The organism is Streptococcus sp. DTU_2020_1000888_1_SI_GRL_NUU_041A, assembly GCF_032387735.1.
Classification (GTDB): Bacteria; Bacillota; Bacilli; order Lactobacillales; family Streptococcaceae; genus Streptococcus; species Streptococcus sanguinis.
Genome location: NZ_CP135591.1, coordinates 57567 through 74661, shown reverse-complemented (window position 1 = coordinate 74661; position 17095 = coordinate 57567). Strand labels below are relative to the sequence as shown.

The 17095-nt window shown below is 45.3% G+C and carries 15 protein-coding genes; 1 reads left to right on the top strand and 14 read right to left on the bottom strand.

Annotation, left to right across the window (positions count from 1 at the left end):
• Positions 1 to 6: 6 nt before the first annotated feature.
• From adhE to RSK81_RS00370, 14 genes are all read right to left on the bottom strand, one after another.
• Complete coding sequence (gene adhE / locus RSK81_RS00435) at positions 7 to 2661, bottom strand: bifunctional acetaldehyde-CoA/alcohol dehydrogenase (RefSeq protein WP_002908442.1); 2655 nt, start codon at positions 2659 to 2661, stop codon at positions 7 to 9.
• Positions 2662 to 2964: 303 nt separating this feature from the next.
• The gene (locus RSK81_RS00430) at positions 2965 to 4770 is read right to left on the bottom strand and encodes an acyltransferase family protein (RefSeq protein WP_125357262.1); all 1806 of its coding nucleotides are present in this window, start codon (positions 4768 to 4770) and stop codon (positions 2965 to 2967) included.
• The gene (locus RSK81_RS00425) at positions 4760 to 5185 is read right to left on the bottom strand and encodes an MORN repeat-containing protein (protein ID WP_185756485.1); all 426 of its coding nucleotides are present in this window, start codon (positions 5183 to 5185) and stop codon (positions 4760 to 4762) included. Before RSK81_RS00425 ends, RSK81_RS00430 begins: the two co-directional genes overlap by 11 nt.
• Positions 5178 to 5600, bottom strand: a complete 423-nt coding sequence (locus RSK81_RS00420) for a low molecular weight protein-tyrosine-phosphatase (protein WP_168956382.1) — start codon at positions 5598 to 5600, stop codon at positions 5178 to 5180. Before RSK81_RS00420 ends, RSK81_RS00425 begins: the two co-directional genes overlap by 8 nt.
• 274 nt (positions 5601 to 5874) lie before the next feature.
• Positions 5875 to 6444, bottom strand: coding sequence for a nucleotidyltransferase family protein (locus tag RSK81_RS00415; protein ID WP_002908429.1), 570 nt, complete (start codon positions 6442 to 6444; stop codon positions 5875 to 5877).
• Positions 6441 to 7439 carry a Holliday junction branch migration DNA helicase RuvB gene (gene ruvB, locus RSK81_RS00410; RefSeq protein WP_314366193.1) on the bottom strand — a complete coding sequence of 333 codons (999 nt, stop codon included), beginning with the start codon at positions 7437 to 7439 and terminating at the stop codon, positions 6441 to 6443. The genes RSK81_RS00415 and ruvB overlap by 4 nt, the downstream gene beginning before the upstream one ends.
• A gap of 555 nt (positions 7440 to 7994) precedes the next feature.
• On the bottom strand, positions 7995 to 9041 hold the full coding sequence (locus RSK81_RS00405) for an aldose epimerase family protein (RefSeq protein WP_314366194.1): 1047 nt from the start codon (positions 9039 to 9041) through the stop codon (positions 7995 to 7997).
• Positions 9042 to 9065: 24 nt separating this feature from the next.
• The gene (lacD, locus tag RSK81_RS00400) at positions 9066 to 10103 is read right to left on the bottom strand and encodes a tagatose-bisphosphate aldolase (RefSeq protein WP_002908424.1); all 1038 of its coding nucleotides are present in this window, start codon (positions 10101 to 10103) and stop codon (positions 9066 to 9068) included.
• Between the two features lie 14 nt (positions 10104 to 10117).
• Complete coding sequence (locus RSK81_RS00395) at positions 10118 to 11296, bottom strand: SIS domain-containing protein (RefSeq protein ID WP_002908423.1); 1179 nt, start codon at positions 11294 to 11296, stop codon at positions 10118 to 10120.
• Positions 11297 to 11605: 309 nt separating this feature from the next.
• A complete protein-coding gene (locus tag RSK81_RS00390) occupies positions 11606 to 12010 on the bottom strand; it encodes a PTS sugar transporter subunit IIA (protein ID WP_002894390.1) in 405 nt (134 codons plus the stop codon).
• Between the two features lie 11 nt (positions 12011 to 12021).
• Complete coding sequence (locus tag RSK81_RS00385) at positions 12022 to 12846, bottom strand: PTS system mannose/fructose/sorbose family transporter subunit IID (RefSeq protein WP_315687025.1); 825 nt, start codon at positions 12844 to 12846, stop codon at positions 12022 to 12024.
• Positions 12833 to 13738: a PTS mannose/fructose/sorbose/N-acetylgalactosamine transporter subunit IIC gene (locus RSK81_RS00380; RefSeq protein ID WP_161544014.1), complete on the bottom strand. Its 906-nt coding sequence runs from the start codon at positions 13736 to 13738 to the stop codon at positions 12833 to 12835. The genes RSK81_RS00385 and RSK81_RS00380 overlap by 14 nt, the downstream gene beginning before the upstream one ends.
• A 25-nt stretch (positions 13739 to 13763) precedes the next feature.
• Positions 13764 to 14240 carry a PTS system mannose/fructose/N-acetylgalactosamine-transporter subunit IIB gene (locus tag RSK81_RS00375; protein ID WP_002898809.1) on the bottom strand — a complete coding sequence of 159 codons (477 nt, stop codon included), beginning with the start codon at positions 14238 to 14240 and terminating at the stop codon, positions 13764 to 13766.
• Positions 14237 to 16057 (bottom strand): glycoside hydrolase family 35 protein, encoded by a 1821-nt coding sequence (locus RSK81_RS00370; RefSeq protein ID WP_002908420.1) that lies wholly within the window; start codon positions 16055 to 16057, stop codon positions 14237 to 14239. The genes RSK81_RS00375 and RSK81_RS00370 overlap by 4 nt, the downstream gene beginning before the upstream one ends.
• A 106-nt stretch (positions 16058 to 16163) precedes the next feature.
• On the opposite strand from RSK81_RS00370, the gene RSK81_RS00365 reads away from it, so the two are divergent.
• The gene (locus tag RSK81_RS00365) at positions 16164 to 16880 is read left to right on the top strand and encodes a GntR family transcriptional regulator (protein WP_002907683.1); all 717 of its coding nucleotides are present in this window, start codon (positions 16164 to 16166) and stop codon (positions 16878 to 16880) included.
• Positions 16881 to 17095 lie beyond the last annotated feature (215 nt).

Sequence of the window (17095 nt, the reverse complement as noted above, 5' to 3'; positions counted from 1 at the left end):
GCTCGCTTATTTGCGGCGTCCTGGGCGTTCCTTGTAGCCATAGTATGCGTCTTCGATGATTTCCTGCATGTGGTCAACCATTGGAAGGCGTGGGTTGGCTGGAGAGCATTGATCTTCATAAGCAAGGAAGGCCAATTCGCGTGAATGTTCTTTCCATTCTTTTTCGTCAATACCTTGAGCCTTGAAGTTCATTTCGATACCGACACGTTCTCCCAGTTCATAAACAGCTTTCGCAAATGATTCAACACCTTCTTCTGGAGTAGAAGCTGGCAAGCCGAGCATGCGAGCGATGTCTTGGTATTTCTCATCCGCACGGTAGTAGTTGTACTTAGGCCATGTCGCTGTCTTAGCTGGACGTGTACCGTTGTAGCGGATTACGTACGGCAGCAAGATCGCATTGGTACGACCGTGGATGGTATGGAACTGAGCACCAATCTTATGGGCCATAGAGTGGGAAATTCCCAGGAAGGCATTGGCAAAGGCCATACCAGCGATAGTAGAGGCATTATGCATCTTTTCGCGAGAGTGGAAGTCAGCGTTCTTAACAGAGCTTTCCAGATTTTCAAAGACTAGTTTGATAGCTTGGAGAGCCAAACCATCTGTAAAGTCGCTGGCCATCTGAGATACATAAGCTTCTGTTGCGTGAGTCAGAACGTCCATACCAGTGTCTGCTGCGACAAATCCTGGAACAGTCAGTACCAGAGCTGGGTCTACGATGGCTACAGTTGGAGTCAGAGAGTAGTCAGCGATTGGGTACTTACGGTTGTTAGCCTTGTCAGAGATAACGGCAAACGGTGTTACTTCTGAACCTGTACCAGATGTTGTAGGGATTGCGATAAACTTAGTCTTCTTACCAAGCAATGGGAATTTGAAGGCACGTTTACGGATATCCATGAATTTTTGAACAAGGTCACGGAAGTCCACTTCTGGTTGCTCATAGAAGAGCCACATTACTTTAGCTGCGTCCATTGGTGAACCACCACCAAGCGCAATAATTGTATCAGGTTTGAAGGTACGCATAATCTCTGTACCACGTTCAACTGTAGTGATATCTGGATCTGGTTCTACGTCTGCAAAGATTTGGTAAACAACCTTATTACGACGAAGATCGAGTTGTTCGATGATACGATCTAGGAAACCAAGCTCTACCATAGCATGGTCTGTTACGATCATGACACGTTCCACATCACGACATTTTTGCAGGTATTGGATAGAGTCACGCTCGAAGTAAGTTTTTGAAGGGAGTTTCATCCATTGCATATTATTTCTACGTCTTCCTACTTTTTTGATGTTCAAGAGATTCACAGCACTAACGTTATCACCTACTGAGTTGCGGCCATAAGATCCACAGCCCAGAGTCAGTGATGGCAGGAAGGCATTATAAACATCCCCGATACCGCCGAAAGTAGAAGGTGAGTTACAAATAACACGGATAGCACGAACAGCCTTACCAAATTCCTTAGTCAATTCTTCGTCCGCTGTATGGATAGCAGCTGAGTGGCCAAGACCATGGAATTCTACCATTTGACGGGCTTTTTCAACACCGTCTTCACGGGATTCAGACTTGAGAACAGCGATGACAGGTGACAGTTTTTCACGTGTCAATGGCTCTTTTTCACCAACTTCTTTACACTCTGCGGCCAAGATATTCGTGTCTTCTGGCACGCTGAAGCCTGCCTGCTCTGCAATCCAAGTAGCTGGCTTACCAACGATATCCGGATTGAGCTTAGCACCAGCACAGTTCTTGCTGTTTGCCTTAGCACCAAAGCAGAATTCTTCCAACAGAGCTTTTTCTTTCTTATTTACAAAGTAAGTATGATAAGATTTGAACTCTTCTACAAATTCATCATAAACTTCCTTGTCAATGATAACGGCTTGCTCAGAGGCACAGACCATACCATTGTCAAAGGACTTAGACATCACGATATCATGCGCTGCTTGACGGATATTCGCTGATTTTTCCACATAAGCTGGTACGTTTCCGGCACCAACCCCCAGAGCTGGCTTACCACATGAATAAGCTGCCTTCACCATTGCATTACCACCTGTCGCAAGGATAGTCGCAATCCCTTCGTGGTTCATAAGTGCAGAAGTTGCTTCCATCGATGGCGCTGTAATCCACTGCACACAGTTTTCAGGCGCACCTGCAGCAATCGCTGCATCACGCACGATTTGTGCTGCATGGGCAGAAGATTCTTGAGCAGATGGGTGGAAAGCAAAGATGATTGGATTACGAGTCTTCAAGGAAATCAAGGATTTGAAAATCGCTGTTGAAGTCGGGTTGGTAGTCGGTGTGATACCGCAGACAACACCAACTGGCTCCGCAATCAAGGTCAATCCAGTCACATCATCTTCTTCAATAACACCAACAGTTTTCGTATGGCGCATATTATTCACAACGTGCTCACAGGCGAAAAGGTTTTTAGTCGCCTTATCTTCAAAAACTCCACGGCCCGTTTCTTCATAAGCATGCAGAGCCAACTCACCATGGGCATCCAAAGCTGCTACAGAAGCCTTGGCTACAATATAATCCACCTGTTCCTGATTCAGCTTTCTCATTTCCTCTAGTGCAGCCAGACCTTTTTGCACCAATTCATCGACATGCTTTTGCGCTGCCAAAGCCTTATCTTCTTGTTCTACTGTTTTCTTCTTTTCAGCCATTCTATTCCTCCAATGGTTTTGCCTTAGGTTAGACGAAGAACACTAACCTTTGTTAATTATTTCACAATTCAATTATAACTTATTTAACGATTTTTGTAAACACTTTCACTTAACATTCACAAACTTTTCTCTATTAATTTGTGAAATACATAACAAATTCGCTTATTTTACAGCCTATTCTTTTAGTTATTGTGAAAAAATTTTTTATTTTTTAGAGATTTCACATACTTTTACTTTCACATAATATATGAAAGCGCTTTCTTTGTTTAAATATAAAAAGCTCGGATGAACCGAGCTGATCATTTATGGTTTCACATTACCTGAATTGGCTTCATCGATGGCTTGCTTAATGGTATTGGCATAGAGAGTTCCCCCTTCAATGATGGACTCTGAGTTCGAGCCAAAGTGGACATAGTCTGTCCCTTCCCAAATCTGTGGATTATCGATAGCGGTCTGATGCCAGTCAGCCACAAAGACATAGTCGTATTTCTTGGCTAATTCTAGCTCATACTCCCGCTGCTGAGCCAAGACACCACCCTCTGAGCGACCATCATAAGGAGTTACGAGAATCAGTTGATGCCCCTTAGGCAGGCTGGAAACATATTCATCCAAAAGTTCATTCGAGTAACCGGACGAATTAGTTCCAAGAGCTAGGACAACCTGCTTCTTCAGCACTCTATTAGCAATATCTGTCTTGTAGACCTCCAAGCCTGTGCTCAGACTGCGGCTAACGACAGTGTCTAGCTCGATTCCTGGTAAGATCTGCTGTAATTGATCGCTAGAGCGCAGGGCAACCGAGTCACCAATCATGGTAATCCCGTCCGCCACATTGTACTCAGTCGCCTTTGACTGATCAACCTGACTTCGAGTTGTCTGCATCTTAGTGTCAGCTTGATTCAGAGCATTTACAATCAAGCTCTCCTCAAAAGCTCCTACCTTTGGTGCTGTCACCGAGATAAAGAACATAATCAAAGTCAGCGGAATCATACTGTAAAAGATTGGTCTGGTAAGAGATGACAGGTCCATCTTGGTGCCCATGATAACCGGCTGACGACCAGCAAGAGTTGGCTCCAAGATATAGAAAGACAAGGCTGCAAAAGTAAGAGACAGCAGCGTGGTCAAGAGAACAGCCAAACCATTACTCATCAGCTGGGTAAAGATAATATAGAATGGCCAGTGGAAGAGATAAACACCGTAGCTAGTATCTGCGATAAAGTTGACAATGCCAGGCTCCTTCACATCTGGGAGCTTGTCATGCAGCATCCTAGCAGCAAAAATCATCAGACAGGCCAAGATAGTTGAAATAAAGAATCCTACCAGGTAGGTCCAAAGATTGTCAAACTTGAGCAGGAAGCTGAGCAAAAGCAAAACAGCTGCACTGCCCCCCATAATTCCTAGCACTTGCTTGAGAGCCAGCTTTTCTTCCAGCATCTTAAAGCGACTGCTGACATGGCCGACGCCAGATAAGGTTGCTAGGATGCTTCCTGCAAAGAAAGGAAAGACGTGGGTCAAACTTGAGAAATAAATGTCAGAATAATTCTTAGTGGTCAAAGCGCCAGCAAACATTGATATAAAACTGACCAAAAAGAGACCTGCAGAAACCAGCGCAATCAGGCCGCGATAGCGGGCGGTTGACTTGGCAACCTTGCCCAAGCCCCAAGCAGCCAAGCCCCAAAGAACATAATAGTGCACTTCTAAAGCCAGACTCCAAGTATGGATCAGGATATGCGGTACAAACTGACTCTCATAACTGCCGCCAGATAGCATTTCATAAAAGTTGGTCACAAATCCCAAAGCAGCCGCAATCTGTGTCCCAATCCCAGCCACAAAATCCTTACGGATTAAGAAAGTAAAGGGCATAACGACCAAAATCATAAAGACCAGAGGGGGTACAATCCGATAAAAACGCCGTCTGAAAAAGCCTTGGATATCGATTTCTTTCTTCTTAGCAAACTCGTCAATAAGCAGAGCGGTAATCAAGAAGCCAGAAAAGGTAAAGAAGATATCCACGCCAATAAAACCGCCAGGGAAAACGCCCTGGAAGTAATGATAAAGCAGAACTAGAAGCAGCCCCGTGATTCTGACGAGCGAAAACCATTTAATGCGCATTTTGATAAATTCCTTGTTTAAACGTTCCTTCATAAACGACATTGCCTTCTGTCGTTAGCTTTCCTTGTCCATCAGCCTGACCCTTGCTGAAGTCCCCTTCATATTTCCAGCCAGCCTGCGAGGTAAAGGTCCCTTTGCCGTCAAAGATGCCATTGCGAAATTGACCGCTATAACTGTCCCCATTTTGAAAAGTCATAGTCCCCTGACCGTTCATCTTCCCACGAACCAAGGTCCCGTCATACTTGATCTTGCCCTGATCCAGCGTTAAAACGCCCTTACCAGGAATCCCCGAAGTAAAGACCAGAATAGCTGACAGCACAATGACCGTTACAGCCAAGAGTTCTAAATTCTGCCGGGTCAGATAGACCTTGTATTTCTCGTAAAATTCTTTTACTTTATCCATATTCCTATCCATCCAAACGCTCTAGCCACTTCTTGCAGCCAGCCAAGACCAAATCATAGGTTTGGTCAAAATCTCCTGTGTACCAAGGATCTGGTACACTTTCTTCTTCAAACTGATAAATTTTATGCTGAAAATCTTCAGGCGCCATCCGCTTCAAATCTCGAACATTGCTCTCATCCATACCGATGACGTAGTCAAAATCCGCAAAATCCGCTGCTGAAATCTGCTGAGAAGTCTTGTCCCTATCATAAGAAATGGCATATTTCTTAAAAATAGCCTGTGTTCCTCGATGAATGGGATTGCCGTGCTCCCAGCTTGAGGTTGCCCGGCTCTCGATTTTCAGTTGGTCTGTTAAACTCTTCATGACAAACTCTGCCATCGGACTGCGGCAGATATTGCCCAAACATACAAATACAATTTTCTTCATAGAATACCTCGCTATCTATTATAACAAAATAATGGCAAAAACTAGCTCTGAATCGTTTACAGTTTCCTGATTCTCGTTGAAAACTGGCAAGCCCTGCCCTCTCATGTCTGAAAATAGCAAAAAACCACCGTTTGGTGGCTTTTTGTAGGGAGATTATTTTTTAAAAAGAAAAAAGTTTTAGGAGTTAAGTTAATTTCTTAACTTGGTTATAGTATAATATCCATTTCTTAAAGCTTCCTTAAAATAACTTAAACATTTTACTCTTATCTTGTACTTATTTATTGGGATAGTGAAATTCCAGCTGCGGCCAGCCTTTCTGCCAATTCTTCTTAGCCAAGCGCTCAGCATAGACACGCTGGCGCTCCTTATTTTCAAGAAAATGAGGAGTCGGTCTAACCTGAAAGTTTAAGATATCCTCCAAACCATAGGGAGCAAAAAGTTCCAGTTTGTCATTTGCCAGCAAGCGCAGGCCGATAGCCGTGCAGCGCTCAGGATACTTACTCATGGCTTCGCAAGCATTTTTATAAGGCGCTGTTCCAGGACTATGGCGGTGCATATAGGCTTGATTTCTCAGCTCCCATCGATACTGTGGCCAGTCTGCCTCGAGCTTGACTTCCAGATCTAACGTCTCTGCCTCAGCATAACTCGGATCAAAGAAAATGACATCTACATCCGTATCAGAGTCAAAACCTGGTCGCTCTGATAGCATATTCCAGATAAAATTCCTCACACAACCAGCCGCTAGCCAAGAATCCTTGAGCTCCAGACTGCGAATAATTTCCAAAATCGCTCGGATGTCTGGATCTTGGCCTAGTCGGTCTAAAATCTCCTTTTCTGTCATCATTCCTTCATATACTCATATCCTAGATGCTCATAAGCTTTGCGGGTAGCCACGCGCCCAGTCCGAGTCCGCATGACAAAGCCTTTCTGAATCAGGTAAGGCTCATACATGTCCTCTACGGTTTCGCGCTCCTCGGCAATATTGACTGAGAGGGTTCCAAGCCCTACCGGACCGCCACCGTAAACCTCAATCATAGTCTTCAAAATCTTCTGGTCCACGTAATCCAGACCTTCCTGGTCCACATCCAGCATGGAGAGAGCTTGGTCGGTTATCTTATCATCAATCAGGCCATTGCCCATAATCTGCGCATAGTCCCGCACCCGCTTGAGCAAACGGTTGGCAATCCGCGGTGTGCCTCGGCTACGCAGAGCCAGCTCCTTCGCAGCCTCGTGGGTAATAGCTATCTCAAAAATCTCTGCCGTCCGCTCGACAATTTCCGTCAAGTCGCCAGCTTCATAATACTCCATGTGACCGGTAATCCCAAAGCGAGCCCGCAGAGGATTGGACAGCATGCCTGCCCGAGTGGTCGCCCCAATCAGAGTGAAAGGCGGCAAATCCAGATGGACGCTGCGACTGGTCTCGCCCGAGCCAATCATAATGTCGATGTAAAAGTCTTCCATAGCGCTATACAGCACTTCCTCTACCGCCATTGGCAAGCGGTGAATCTCATCTATGAAGAGGACATCCCCCGGTTCAAGGTCATTTAAGATTGCAACCAAGTCTCCGGACTTTTCAATCACCGGACCAGAAGTCTGCTTGAGATTTACGCCTAGTTCATTGGCAATAACAAAAGCCATGGTCGTCTTCCCCAGACCTGGAGGGCCAAAAAGCAGGGTGTGGTCCAGCGCCTCATCCCTTAGCTTAGCCGCTTCAATAAAAATCTTCAGCTGGTCCTTGACCTTGTCCTGACCGATATACTCCTGTAAATACTGGGGACGCAAGGTGCGCTCCACTAATTCCTCATCACCCATTAATTCATTGTCTAAAATTCTACTCATAGAACTATTATAGCAGAAAATAAAGCAGAGGAAGCAAATCTAATCAACGTCTGAACACAAAAAAAGACCACCGGATTGAGTGGCCTTTATGGGAGATTATTATGAAAAAGTTTAGGATTTCTATCAAATAAAGTTAGGAGGTCTTCATTTGATACTCATAGTATACTGCCCCTAACTTAAAGAAACCTTAACTTTGTATAACGTATCCTTTAAAATTTAACATTTGAGTTACAATCCGATAAACTTCCTGTCTTATTCTAAAATTTGAGCAAAAAAAGACCACCGGATTGGGTGGCCTTTATGGGAGATTATTATGAAAAAGTTTAGGATTATCAAACAAAGTTAGGGGGCTTCATTTGATACTCATAGTATACTGCTCTTAGCTTAAGAAAAACTTAAAGTAAAATTCAGTTAGCAAAAAAATTTTGCTTTTGATTGTGGAGCCTTTTTCCTTGCTTAAGATTGGCTACTGAAAACATAGTCTCTGAAAACTGGACAAAGAAAAACGGCAGAAGGAGGTACTGCCGTTTTCTGTGCTCTTTCGCGATTGTTTCTTTATAAAGTTGCTGGTACATCAGCAAAATACACTGTCCTGCTGGTAAAAATCTGACCGGCCTTGAGAATGACATCTGACTGCTGGCTGCTGTGAATGGCATCCGGCAAAGCCTGGGCTTCCAGAGCCAAGCCATTATGCTGAATCATAGGCTGTCCGTCAAACCGAACAGAATCATCCACGCAATTCGCTGAATAAATCACTAGGCAGGGCGCCTGAGTTTGAATGGTCAGGCGGCGGCCCGATGCTGGATGATAGAGCGTGCCTGCCTGGTCTCGGCTTGGGTTTAGCGCAAAGGGATGATCCAAGCCAGATACCAGCTGGATTTGCTCATCGGTCGCATCGAAAATTTCTTTAAGGGCAGCGCCCTTGGTCAGCTTCTTGACAAAGTCACGCTCTGCATCAGCCTTTTTTTCAGGAAGACCGTCAGCTGCGATAGGATAGACACCATCAGTATTAAGCTGCAGGATATGATCATCAATGGGCTGATTGAAACGACCAGACAGGTTGAAATAGCTGTGGTTGGTCGGATTGACCAAGGTAGCCTGATCAGTCTGTACCTGATAAGAGATTTCCAGCTCGCCCTTCTCTGTCAGGGTATAGGAAACCCAGATTTTCAGATTGCCAGGAAAGCCGCCAGTTCCGTCAGGCCGCTCTGCATAAAAGGTGAGCCCGTCATTGCTGACTTCCTCAACCTCAAAAACGCTACTGTCCCAGCCGCTGGAGCCACTATGGTTGCAGTTTAAGCCATTATTGGTCTCTAGCTGAAAGGTCTGACCATTCAGCTCAAAAGCTGCTCCGGCAATACGTCCAGCCACCGGACCAATACTGGCTCCATGCTTAGGGCTGTTTCCAATATAATCCTCAAACTGATCAAAGCCAACGACGATATTGTCAAAGTGATTATTTTTGTCAGGAGTGACATACTGGACGACGGTTGCTCCGTAGTTCATGACTGTCAGACGATAACCTCGTTCGTTTTCAAAAGTATAAGCCAGAATCTCCTGACCGCCCAGCTTTCCAAAAATGGATTCTCGGTAAGATTTCATACCAAACCTCTTTTATCTATCCTGTTAAAAATCACGAACTTGCCAAGTCCTGTCTTCAAAAGGCAGGTCAAGCTTGTCCACCCAAGACACCGCTGTTTGGCGCAAGACTTGATTAAGATCCTCGATATTCTGACGGCCTGTCTCGTCCAGCCACGCTCGAGTTGCTACAGCTCCCTCTTGAGCGAAGACTGAGACTGCATCTTTCCAGGTAGCCCGTCCGCACAGAACACCATTAAACTGTGAGCCCGCTTCATGGGCTAGCCGCAGCGTTTCTTGGAAAAGTTCGGCACTGACACCAGCGCTGAGGAAGATGAAAGGTAAGTGCGTCGCATCTGACTGTTCTTTAAAGAAAGCTTGGGCTTCTGTCACGCTGTAGACTGGCTCAACCCCTTCTTTGGTGAAGCCCTCGACAAAGTTCATATTGACCGGCACTTCAACCTTTAAGACATCTACATGATAGCGGGAATCTGAAAAGAGTTTGATTGCCTCATTGACCTTATGCGGCTTAAGCTTGGCATAGTTAGCGTCCAAGACACTGTCACTCTTAGCATCATAGGTCAGAATCTCCAGAAAATAAGGAATATCCTCAGCTAAGCATTCACTGCCCACGCGCTCAACCCAGGCCTGCTTGATGTCGTTGATTTCAGACTTGTCATCCACATCATAGTAAATCAAGACCTTGACAGCATCTGCGCCTATGTATCGGATGCGACTAGCTGACCAGTTAGGCAGCAAGTCCGGCAGGCGGCCCTCAGCTGTTACATCATAGCCGGTCTTCTCGTAGGCCACTATCAGACCGCAGGAAGCATCCCGCAGCTCGGCTGCCGGCAGACCGAACTCTGGATCCAGCAGGATGGAGCTGGCGTAGGGCGTCAGCTGACTAGAGATTAATTCTTTAAACTGAACCAGAGCTTGGTCACCAGATGGCGCATCTTCTCCGCTGGCCAGCATTTTCTTGAGCGAACCACGCTGGTCAATAGCCAAAGCCCCGATAATCCCCTGCTCGTCTGATAATTTTTTCAAATGGCTCACTTTTTTGTGACTGATTTGTAATTTCTCCATAACTTTTCCTTTTCTTACTGCCCAAGAGGGTGAATGATAACTCCTTGTACTACACGATTGACCGTTCCTGTCGGAGACGGCGTATCTGGACGGTTCTTGACCTTGAGCGAGGACAGGAGGGCAAATAGCTGAGCGTAAACAATGTAAGGAAAGATGCGATAGCTATCTCCCAGAGGCTCTTGGGTACTTAGCACTACTTGCTCGACTCCTTCCAACTGCTCCTCCCGGTCAGTCAGCAAGACTAGTCTGCGGACAATCCCGTCACCAGCCACTTCCCGCACCAAGTCCAAATCATAAGCCTTGGTATAGCCATCTGTCGAGCCAAAGACCAAAACGACGGTGTCTTGGTTAATCAGCGACTTTGGTCCATGCCGGAAACCGACTGGACTTTCGTACATGGTCGCAATTTGGCCGGCTGTCAGCTCTAAAATCTTAAGCTGTGCTTCATGCGCCAGACCAAAGAAAGGCCCTGCCCCCAGATAAATGACCCTGCTGAAATCCAATTCAACCAGCTGCTGCACATCTGCAACGCGTCCTAAAACATCCTGACTGAGCTGAATCAAAGCCGCAACCTTGGCTTCCTTCTGGGCTAGTTCAGCCCGGTCAAAGACCAAAAGAGCTGTCAGCATCATGGAGCTGAAGCTAGAGGTCATGGCAAAGCCAGCATCATTAGAAGCTTCTGGCTGCAGGAGCAAAAGATTCTTTTCATCACCTTGGGCCTGCTGGGCTAGCTTGCCTTGGGCAGCACAAGTAATGGTAATCTGGTATAAGTCATCCACCAGCTGCTTGGCCAAGTCCACAGTCGCTACACTTTCTGGGGAATTACCGCTGCGGGCAAAGGAAACCAGCACTGTCGGTACTTCTCTCTTCAGATGCACTAAGGGATTGGCCACGATATCTGTTGTCGCAATAGCGTTGAAATTCCATTTGCGATCATCATAAATCTGCCTGAAATAAGGCGTCAAAGTATCTCCGACATAGGCTGATGAGCCGGCTCCGGCAAAAATGACCTTGATGTAGTCATGTTTGTCCTCGATTTTTTTCAGAAAAGCAGCGATATCTGAGGCCTGAGCCTTGTAACTGTCAAAGGCTTCCTGCCACACCTCAGGCTGCTGATAGATTTCTCTCGTTGTGATGTCAGCCCCCAGACGCTGCAATTCTTCCTGTGAATAATCTAACATTCTCTTTCTCATTCCTTTCCATTATTTGAAAAAAGGGGGAGCGAGACAGAATCCAGAAAATCAAAGATTTTCGGCTCGCTGTCCCACCCCCCAACGATGGCTAGACTTGAACTATGCTTTTAACAAGCTTTTTCAAGCCAGACAGCAACTGCATTTTGCAATGCTGAACCATCCATTTCCCTAGGCCAAGAGGCATCTCCCAAATTCCTCTTAGACCAGTATGCTTGAATCATCCACTGTAGTAAATCTTCACCTATCAGCAATCTCCCATCTGCTGACAGCGCAAGGACTTGACCTAACTAGAAGTGGCTGTTCAAGCTTTTATTCATCTTCATCATCCATTAGACCAGCTAGAACATCATTAACCTTAACAATATTCTCTGCTGCCTTGGATGGATAGCTGACTTCTGCTCCAGTCAAAGAAGCGTTAATAAACTCAATGACCATGGGCAGATTGACCCCCGCATAAAGCTCGATATCCTGTCCTTCCATAATGAAGCGGCTGACTACATTACAAGGAGTGCCCCCCAAGAGATCCGCAAAAACCAAGTAATCCTCAAAATCTTTGACCGTCTCTAAGAATTTAGCTGCGAAGTCTTCTGGACCTTCCTCCGGAAGCAGGGCTACTGCATGGATGTCCTCCTGAGGTCCCATAATCATTTCCGTAGTGGTTTTCAGCTCTTCACAAAAGCGACCATGACTGACTAAAACTAATTTCTTGCTCATAAATCACTCCATTACTCTGGTACTTGTCCCAGCAGGAAGTAGCCGATAGCAGAGAAGCTTACTGCCATGAAAATGATAATGAAGATAGCCTTAGTAGAGTTCATTCCTTTCTTGCCCAAGAGCCAGAAGATAAAGCCTGTAAAGACTGCTGGAATCAAACGTGGGAAAATCAGATTCATCATGTCTTGGAAATCAATAGCTTTTTCACCGATCTTCCATACCCAGGATACTTCAAAGTTGATCATAGTAGCAATCAAACCACCCACCATAAAGATACCCAATACAGAAGCCGCTTCAACAAGAGCTGTCAAAGTACTTTGCATGTTGGTGATGAGATTGACCCCTTCTTTGTAGGCAAATTCTAACTGTTTCCAACGGAAAATGTCATAAGCAACTGCTACAGCAATCCAAAGGAAAATTCCCCAAGGCTGGCCTGCGATAGCCATGGTAGCAGCAATAGATCCCATGATAGCTGGCACAAGAGAGCCAAAGATGGAGTCTCCAAGAGGAGCAAATGGTCCCATAAGACCTGTCTTGATACCGTTGACCGCATCTTTTGATTTAACACCGTCTTTTTCTTCCATAGCTAGATCAAAACCTGCAATAATGGTGTGGAAGAAAGGTGATGTATTGAAGAATTGCGTATGCAATTTCATCATTTCTTGCAATTCTGGAGTGCCATCTCCGTACATTTTGCGCAGCTGAGGCAAGAGCATATAGAGATAGCCAGAACCTTGCATCCGCTCGTAGTTCCAGCCTAATTGGAAGGTGAACAAGCTGCGTTTATTGATTTGTTTAAAATCTTCTTTTGTTAATTTATAATTAGAGTTCGTCATCTTCAATTTCCTCACTTTCTGAATTTGTGCTAGCAGCTGGAGCAGCAACTACTGTTCTTTGGCTGTATTTGAAATGCTGTACTGCAAGGAAGATACCAAAGATAGCTACACCAATCATAGACAAACCTTTGAAGTTGTTGGCAAATGTGATCGCAGCATCTTTTGGAAGAGTTCCAACAATACTAGATACAGCCCCACCCAAAGTTTGAATGTTTGAGTAAAGCACAGTCAGCATAGCCGTCAAGCCAAAACCAAGAGCTAAGTAGTGAAGATTACGTTTAACTGGAAGGTAACGAAGCAAGATAGCAAATCCAAGTCCTGGTAACATACGACCAGCCAGTGTCAATCCTGCAGCCAGCCATTTCACACCAGCAACACCATCTACTATCGCTTGTACAAATGCTCCACCAAATGCCAGAGCCAGAAAGACTGGGAGGGCACGAGACAGAGCCCAAGGAAGGGCACCTAAGAGATAGTTGCGTTCAATACCTTTATAGTCGAAGCGTTCAACTGCTGCATCCACACGGTGCGCGAAATAAGTCGTTGTCATACGGCCTAAGATATCAAAGTAAGTTAGCAAAGTTGCTACCGGTACTGCGATTGTCGCGATAGCCAACTCTGGCTTAATGCCTTGTGCTACGGAGAAGGCTGTCGCCAAAACGGCACCTGATGTCGCATCAATACGAGAAGCCCCACCAAATGTCCCTACACCAAGAACGAACAATTGCAGGCTACCACCGATAAACAAACCGGTTGTCAAATCGCCCATAATCAAGCCAGTAATGAAACCAGCAAATACAGGGGATCCTGCTGACGAAACGATGGTCAACTCATCACAGATTTGATAAGCTGAGTACAAAGTGAGTAGTAAAATTTGCCACCATTGTATCATAACAATGTCCTCCTAAAATTTTGTCTTATTTTAATAACTTCATGAAATCCTCAACCGGATCGTTGGGAACCATTTGCGCGGTCAGTTTGACTCCTTTTTCGTGCAGCTTGTGAAAGGCTTCAACATCTGCGTCTACCACGTTGATAGAGCGGGTAATGGAGCGAGTTTCATCTGACTGAGACATATTGCCGACGTTCAGCGTTTCCAGCGGAACACCAGCTTCGACCAACCGCAGGAAGCGGTCTGGCTTGCGAGCGACAATCAAGAGTCGCTGCGAATCATACTTTCCAGCCAAGATATTTTCTGCTGCCTTAGCAATCGGCAAGACACTAAGTTTCACACCAGCTGGCGTTGCGAGCTTGAGTCCGCTCTTTTCGATAGCATTTTCAGCTACCTCATCGTCAATCACCATAATGCGTGAAATGTTGAGCTTGGTAGTCCAAAGATTGGCTACCTGTCCATGGATTAAACGTCCATCGATACGTGCACCTACTATTGTCATAGATTTTCCCCCTTTATTGTTTTAAATGTAGGTTGGTTAACTAAGTGAATGGTTTCGCTGTAGATCCCTTCTGTCTCAAAGATAATGATGCGATTGTCGCCTTCTCTGAGCAGGCTGTGCGGGATATAGAGCGATAGGGTCGGTCCGACATTCCAGAAACGGCCAATGCTGACACCATTGACAAAGACGACGCCCTTGCCAAAGTCGGACAGTTCCAGATAAGTATCTTTAAGCGCTTTCATTTTAAAGTCAAAAGCGTAGAAAGCTGGTTGTTTTTCTTGCCACCCTTTTGAAAAGTCTATCTTTTCTGGATGGTCCAGCGGAAGCGGATAATGCTGCCAGTCAAGCAGGAAGTGCAGATCCTTGCAGACACCCGTACGAATGCCCTTCTGTTGGGTATCTGCCAAGAGTTTGTGCCCATAATTGACCCGGCCCATATTTTCCATCAGAATGTCAAGCTGGTGCTCTGCCTTTTTCTGACCGTCCACCATAATATCCTGACCGATTTCTGTCTGGTACTGGGTTGCTATGTGCTGACCGTCCACATAGAGCTGCATACGGTCGCGGCCGTCAATGACACGGAGTCTTTCCTGATCAGCATCCCAACTAGCCCAAGTCCGATAGAGCAGGTAGCCGACATTTTGCCCCAGCTCCTCCATCTTCATCGGATAGAGACTTTCGATAGGCTCTGCCAAGTCAGGCAGGGTCTCAAAGAGACTGACTTTCTGACTGAGCGGAATATTTCCGAGTTCAAAAGACTCTTTCACCAGTGGCTCCATCTGCGGATACTCTGGATAATGCTCTTTCAGCATCCTCTGGACTGCATAGTACTTATCCGTCGGATTGCCACGCTCATCGAGTAGAGCATCATAGTCATAGGAAGTTACCTGTGGCAGGTCAATGACACCTCTGGCTGAACAGCCGTTCATGAAGCCAAAGTTGGTACCGCCATGAAACATATAGAGATTGATTGAGCCCTGCTTGAGCACTTCGTGAACAGCTTGAGCCAACTCGTCTGGATCTCGCTTGATGATAGGTTCTTTCCAGCGATTGAACCAGCCATCCCAGAACTCCATACACATGAGCGGCCACTTTTTTCCATGCTCATCAAAGAATTCCTGCATCTGGGCAAAATTGTAATCTGCCTTGGAGCCGAAATTTCCTGTCACAAAGACATCGTCATCAATCAGCGTACCAGCTTGAAGGGTAGCCCGCCAAGGTCCGTCTGATGTAAAGAGCGGACAGGTTACACCTCGTTCTTCCATGAGCCGTCTGATTGCTCTCAGGTAGGCCTTGTCTTCCCCATAGGAACCGTACTCATTTTCCACCTGCATCATGAGGATATTTCCCCCATTGTCCAGAAGCCTTGGAGTCAGTCGCGGCAGCAGCTCGTCATAATAACTGGCTACAGCCTGCAGAAAGGCCTCATCTGATGAGCGGATGCGCATATTTTCATTGAGCAGCCAGGCCGGCAGACCACCGAACTCCCACTCCGCACAGATAAAAGGCGAAGGGCGGATAATGGCATAAAGTCCCAAATCCTGAGCCGTCTGTAAAAATGCCTCAATATCTAAAATCCCTTGGAAGTCAAAAACACCTTTTTGAGGTTCGTGCATATTCCAGGGAAGATAGGTCTCCACTGTGTTAAAGCCCAGAGCTTTGAGATTATAAAGGGAATGATACCAATCCTCAGGCTGTACCCGAAAATAGTGAATGGCTCCCGATAAAATCTTAAACTCCCGATCATCCAAACAGAAGGAATGACCAATTTTGAATCTTGCCATCTGATGTTCCCTCAGGTATAAAACCGCTTTCATCTCTTATTAATATTAATATAATAAATTTTTGCATAAATGTCAACATTTTTTTTTAAAATATGTTAAAATCTTAAGTAAGAAAAGTAAAAAAAGAGAGGTGAACAAAATGGCTATTCCAAAATACCAACAAATCAAAGATGAGCTCAAGCAGCAAATCATTTCTGGCAAATTTGAAAATGGCGATAAGTTTTACACAGAGGCTGAGCTGATTCAGATGTTTAATGTCAGCTCCATTACTGTTGTCCGCGCTTTGAATGAACTGGCCAATGATGGTTACATCATCCGCCAACAAGGCAAGGGAACCTTCGTTTCACGTGCAAGAAAGCACAAGCTGGTGGAATTTTCTGACGTTGAGACCTTCCCTATCCAAAAAGATAAGGTGACTGTTCTCTCCATCAAGCGTGGGAATGACCTGAAAATCTTGGATAAGCTAGAACTGGCACCAACGCAGTTCTACTATAAGATTGACCGGATCAGACGGACTGGCGATAAAGTCTATATCTATCACCAAACCTATATCCCTGAGCAGTACATCAATCCTAACTATCCAGATATGGACTACTACAGCTCTATCTACAACCGCTTCAAAACTGACTACCACATTCACATGAATGATGAACATTTTGAAGAGACCAACGAAATTGTCTTCCCAACACCAAAAGATGTTGCGAAAGTGTTGGAAGTTGATACCAACTTCCCAACCGTTCATCAGGTGAAGATTACCCAGCTGGAAAGCACAGGACAGATCTTAGAGTACAGCGAAACTTACAAACGCGGTGACTTCTTCAAGATTAAGTTCATTTCCTGCAATCGGGACCACTAAGATTGAAAACGATGGCTTCTAATCGGCTGTCGTTTTTTGTTTCATCTTGTGTACTTATATCTATTATAAGTCTATCTATACCAATTTGCAATCCATTCTAAAAACTTTTGTTCATTAAAAAGCGAATAGTGTCAAAAATTAAACATGGACTATAAATTTGTCCTATTTTTAATCAATTTAAAGAAGAAAAAATTAAGAAATACTGGCTATTTCCC